Genomic DNA, 790 nt, shown 5'->3' on the forward strand with positions numbered 1-790 from the left:
ATAAAGCCAGCCTCCTAACCAAAATCAATTTTATCCAGCATCGTTTCAGTACTAGCTTGGTCTAAGCCTAAATAAGCTAAAGTCATTGCTTCACTGGAATGATTGAGCAAATGCATGACTAACCCAATATTGTAATTAGTTTGCGTATAAACGCGATAAGCACCAGTCTTGCGCATCGTATGGGTGCCCAGATAGTTAATTTCAAGCAAGTCGCCAACCTTACTCATGATTTTATAGAATTGCTTTTCCGTAATATGGCGGTCTGGGTTTTGAATTGAGGGAAACAGCCAATCAGAAACCAAGTGGTTGGCCTGTAACCAAGTTTGATAGCTTAATAAATCAGCTTGTACCGGTTTTAAGTAGAGTAAATTAGCTTTGCCGGTTTTTTTATCGTGGATAAGCGCATTCTGACGCACGGTCCCGTTTTCGTTAAAGACATCGCTCCAACGGAGCCTCATAACATCGCTCACTCGTAACAAGGTGGCTTTGCCAACCTGAAAAATCGTGTAATTACGACGACCAGCTCTAAAATTGTGTAGTAAGGTATCTTGTACTTCGGTCAGGACGTTTGAATCTTTGATTGGTAAGACGATTTGTTGCATAGTTTTAGCCCCTTTAAAAAGATTGATTTTTAGTACAAATTAAAGTACAATATTAAGTACAAAGAAAGGGTGGTAAATATGACATTAGCATTAACACAGAGCGATTTTCGCGCTAACCTAAAAAAATATTTGGATCAAGTTAATGACGAAGACGAAACCGTTTATATTGCTCGTTCAAATAGTCGCGC

Annotated in this window: 2 protein-coding genes; one reads left to right on the top strand and one right to left on the bottom strand. The window is 39.0% G+C overall.

All coding sequences use genetic code 11. The features are described 5' to 3' along the window. Window positions 1-14: 14 nt before the first annotated feature. Window positions 15-602 (bottom strand): site-specific integrase, encoded by a 588-nt coding sequence (locus IV64_RS04335; protein ID WP_011669005.1) that lies wholly within the window; start codon window positions 600-602, stop codon window positions 15-17. A 78-nt stretch (window positions 603-680) separates the two neighbouring features. Here IV64_RS04335 and IV64_RS14080 point away from each other — a divergent pair. Continuing rightward, window positions 681-790 (top strand): type II toxin-antitoxin system prevent-host-death family antitoxin (locus tag IV64_RS14080; protein WP_157060984.1); only part of this gene is annotated, 110 nt, incomplete at its 3' end.

The sequence above is a fragment of the Lactiplantibacillus xiangfangensis genome (genome assembly GCF_001438845.1).
GTDB classification, from domain to species: Bacteria; Bacillota; Bacilli; order Lactobacillales; family Lactobacillaceae; genus Lactiplantibacillus; species Lactiplantibacillus xiangfangensis.

What these genes read in the sequence shown, in the direction of transcription:
- IV64_RS04335 (WP_011669005.1), bottom strand. Translation starts at nt 602, where the DNA reads ATGCAACAAATCGTCTTACCAATCAAAGATTCAAACGTCCTGACCGAA.